The sequence below is a fragment of the Methylobacterium sp. E-045 genome, assembly GCF_022829685.1.
In the GTDB taxonomy this organism is placed as follows: domain Bacteria; phylum Pseudomonadota; class Alphaproteobacteria; order Rhizobiales; family Beijerinckiaceae; genus Methylobacterium.
The window spans coordinates 1-3,702 of record NZ_JAKSYE010000106.1 but is presented as its reverse complement, the minus strand read 5'-3'; the positions used below and the strand labels follow the sequence as shown (position 1 = coordinate 3,702).

General features: G+C 66.9%; 5 protein-coding genes. 1 reads left to right on the top strand and 4 read right to left on the bottom strand.

Going from position 1 to position 3,702, the window contains the following annotated elements:
* The 4 genes from ettA to MKK51_RS20335 all read right to left on the bottom strand — a co-directional run.
* Positions 1 to 1,471 (bottom strand): energy-dependent translational throttle protein EttA (gene ettA, locus MKK51_RS20350; RefSeq protein ID WP_243980264.1); only part of this gene is annotated, 1,471 nt, incomplete at its 3' end.
* A 297-nt stretch (positions 1,472 to 1,768) separates the two neighbouring features.
* Entirely contained in the window at positions 1,769 to 2,053 is a 285-nt protein-coding gene (locus MKK51_RS20345) for a hypothetical protein (protein ID WP_243980262.1), read from the bottom strand.
* A gap of 19 nt (positions 2,054 to 2,072) precedes the next feature.
* A complete protein-coding gene (locus tag MKK51_RS20340; RefSeq protein ID WP_409565734.1) occupies positions 2,073 to 2,975 on the bottom strand; it encodes a DNA/RNA non-specific endonuclease in 903 nt (300 codons plus the stop codon).
* An 8-nt stretch (positions 2,976 to 2,983) separates the two neighbouring features.
* Positions 2,984 to 3,262 (bottom strand): hypothetical protein, encoded by a 279-nt coding sequence (locus MKK51_RS20335; protein WP_243980258.1) that lies wholly within the window; start codon positions 3,260 to 3,262, stop codon positions 2,984 to 2,986.
* 298 nt (positions 3,263 to 3,560) lie between these two features.
* On the opposite strand from MKK51_RS20335, the gene MKK51_RS27275 reads away from it, so the two are divergent.
* Positions 3,561 to 3,702 (top strand): 1-deoxy-D-xylulose-5-phosphate synthase N-terminal domain-containing protein (locus MKK51_RS27275; RefSeq protein ID WP_279601248.1); only part of this gene is annotated, 142 nt, incomplete at its 3' end.

Below are 3,702 nucleotides of genomic sequence, written 5' to 3'. Positions count from 1 at the left end.
TGACGGCGCAGCCGGCGTAATCCTCCAGTGCCTCTTCGAGGGCCCGCAAGGTCTCCATGTCGAGGTCGTTGGTGGGCTCGTCGAGGAGCAGCACGTTGGCGCCGCCCTTGAGCGTGCGGGCCAGATGCACGCGGTTGCGCTCACCGCCCGACAGGGTGCCGACCTTCTTCTGCTGGTCGGAGCCCTTGAAGGCGAAGGCCGCGCAATAGGCGCGGGAATTGATCTCGCGCTTGTTGAAATAGATGATGTCGTTGCCGCCCGAGACCTCCTGCCAGACCGTCGCACCGGGATCGAGGGCGTCGCGCGACTGGTCGACATAGCCGAGATGCACGGTTTCGCCGACGGAGATGGTGCCGCCGTCGGGTTTCTCCTGGCCGGTGATCATCTTGAACAGCGTCGTCTTGCCCGCACCGTTCGGGCCGATGACGCCGACGATGCCGCCGGGTGGCAGCTTGAACGACAGGTCCTCGATCAGCAGGCGGTCGCCGAACGCCTTGTTGAGATGGTCGAACTCGATGACGTTGTTGCCGAGGCGCTCGTCGATGGGGATGACGATCTGGGCCGAGGCGTCGATCTTGTCGTTCTGCTTGGCCACCAGCTCGTCGTAGCGGGTGATGCGGGCCTTCGACTTCGACTGGCGCGCCTTGGGCGAGGCCGAGATCCATTCCTGCTCGCGGTTGATGGCGCGCTGGCGGGCCATGTCCTCGCGGCCTTCCTGGGCGAGGCGCTTCTGCTTCTGGATGAGCCAGGCCGAGTAGTTGCCCTCGTAGGGGTAGCCGCGGGTGCGGTCGAGTTCGAGGATCCAGCCGGTGACGTTGTCGAGGAAGTAGCGATCGTGGGTCACGATCAGGATCGCGCCGGGATATTGCTTCAGGTGGCCTTCGAGCCAGTTCACGGTCTCGGCGTCGAGATGGTTGGTGGGCTCGTCGAGGAGGAGCAGTTCCGGCTCCCAGAGCAGCAGCTTGCAGAGCGCCACGCGGCGGCGCTCGCCGCCCGACAGGGTGGCGACGGGCTGCTCGTCGCTGGGGCAGCCGAGGGCTTCCATGGCCTGATTGACCTTCGAATCGAGCTCCCACAGGTCCTTGGCTTCAATCTGGTCCTGGAGGGCGGTCATCTCGTCCGCCGTCTCCTCGGAATAGTTCATGGCGAGTTCGTTGTAGCGGTCGAGGAGCGCCTGCTTCTCGGCGACGCCCTCCATCACGTTCTCGCGCACCGACTTGTTCGGATCGAGCTGCGGCTCCTGCGGCAGGTAACCGACGCGAGCGCCCTGCGCGACGAAGCCCTCGCCGGTCCATTCCGTGTCGATGCCGGCCATGATCTTGAGCAGGGTCGACTTGCCCGAGCCGTTGATGCCGAGCACGCCGATCTTGGCGTCCGGATAGAACGACAGATTGACGTTGTCCAAGATCTTCTTGCCACCGGTATAGGTCTTGGTCAGACCCTTCATGTGGTAGATGAATTCGCGCGCCATGAGCGTCCGGTATCCTTGACTGTTGCTGGGCGGCTTGGCGCGGGGGCGCTGGATCGGCCGCCGGAAATGGCGTGGGTGGGCCTTGCCGCGGAGGTCGCGCGCCATGAAAAGCGGCGCGCGTTGCTCCGGTCTGCCCGGGCCGTCCCGCGTGCGGCGGCGTCGGACGGCGGCGAGCCGTCCTCGAAACCGCACCGCGTCGGACGATGGCTGGAAGTATCAGGGCGGCGGGTCAGCGGCAAGAACGGGTATGGTGCGGGAGCCGGCGCCGGCTGTTTTGGAAGCCGCCCCGTCCCCGGTTCACGCGAACGGGTTCTCGACCGTGCGGGAGTTCGATGCCGTGCGCGGCGCCTCGTCCGGCATGTCGGTGGCTTCGAGCGCGGCCACGATCGCGTCGGCGACTGCCTTGAGCTTGCGCGCGCGATCCAGTCCCATCCTGTCTCGCGGCAGGTCGAGGCTGCCGTGAACGGCGATCGACCCTGTCCCGTTTTCCACGGAGAGCCCCCCGATGGTCTCGACGGTGGCGTCGTCCGCGAAGGGGGTGAAGGTCGGGGCGGGCGCCTTCGTCTCGGCCGTGCTCTTCATGTCCGTCTTCCCCGAATCATCAGAAAATCGATCGCAGGACTTCACGGAGGAGGCGCCGCGCGATGCGGTGAAGCGCTGCCAGTGCCCATTCGCCGAAACTCGGTTCCTCGCGCATGCGTTTTTTCGGACGCTCGCCGGCCGTGTCGCCTCTGGAATAGGTGCGCGGCTCGGGCAGGTCCATCGCCGTCGCCATGAGGCCGGGAAAGACGTCGATGCCCGAGAGGGTGGTCAGTTCGTCGAGGGGGACCGATCGCCATTCCGCATCGGCCCGGTTCGCCACGAGATAGGCCGCCGCCTCGCCGTGCGCCGGATCGTAGACCGCCTTGAACAGGGATGTGGGCACGAGGACGCGGCCGTCGAGGGAGTCGATGGTGCTGCCGGCGTAGATCGTGCCGGTGACGACGAAAAGGCGCCCCCGCGCGACAGCGAGGCGGCGGACGCTCTCCTCGATCGCCGCCCACAGGCCCCGGTTCAGGGTGCGATCCTGGGGCACGACATTGGCGAGGGTGAACGACTCGGCTTGCGCCGCCGCGCTCGGCATGTCTCCGGCCGGCGCCATGTGGCCCCGGTCGAAGCCGCTCCGGACGTAGTCTTCCAGCCGGGCGCGGCCGGATCTCGGCAGGCGGTCCTCCTCGTGGAAGGAATCCGTCCGGTCGACGATGCGCGCCTTGGCGACGCTCGCCCGCGTCAGGAGTTCGGAGGCGTAGACGGGGGTGCGCGACACGCCCGAATGCAGCACCGCGAAAGCCTCGTAGCAAAGGCTCGTCGTCTCGCGGGCGAGCTTGAGGTTGACGAGAACCGGCGCCCGCCCCTCCGCGAAGCTCGAGGGGCAGGCCGATTCCGCCCTGCTCTCGCCCGCCGGACACGCCACGCCGACGAGGAGAAGGCACGCCGCAGCCGAACGCCGCCCGGTCCGCCGCATCGGGATGGTCAAGAGCAGATCCGGACCTTGCGCGTGCCCGAGGGCGTCGGCCGCCAGCGATAGGCGCAGGGCCGGCCGAGGGTGCCGCCGAAGGGCTCGACCCGGCGGTCCGGTCGCTGCAGCGAGCCTGGGTTCCGGCAGCCGTCGAGCCTGTCGCAGGGCAATCTCAATTCGAGGACGGGCGCCGGGATCGATAGCGGCGAGGCCGACGACGGTTCAGGACAAAGCGTCACACAGGCCCAGAGCCCCATCGACAGCAGCGCGGACAGGCGGAGAAAGCGGGTCATCTCGGCTCGCAGCGAAGTCATCGATGGCGGAAAAACCATTCTTCGACATTGATCGATCGGCCGCAAATCCTTAACTCCCGCGATCGCCAGAACGCTCAAAAGCCTGGGAAGCGGTCAGCGGACCTGCAACGTCGGCGTGGTATTGATCGATAGTGGCGTTATAGTGCGCAACGGGCATGGCGACCTCGCGGCGTAGAATGTTGTCATCATCAGGATCGTGGGCCCCTGCCCGAAGCCGATAGCGGCAGGTGGGGCGCCCTGTCGATCCGTTATCCGATTCAAAGAAGTGAGTGAGCCATTGTCACGGATAGAAACCTCGATCCTCGACGGGCTTGACGAGACGTCGGCTCTTCGCGCGCTTCCCGAGAGCCAGCTTCAGGCGGTGGCGGACGCGGTGCGTCAGGAGATGATCGACGCGGTGTCGGTGACGGGCGGTCACC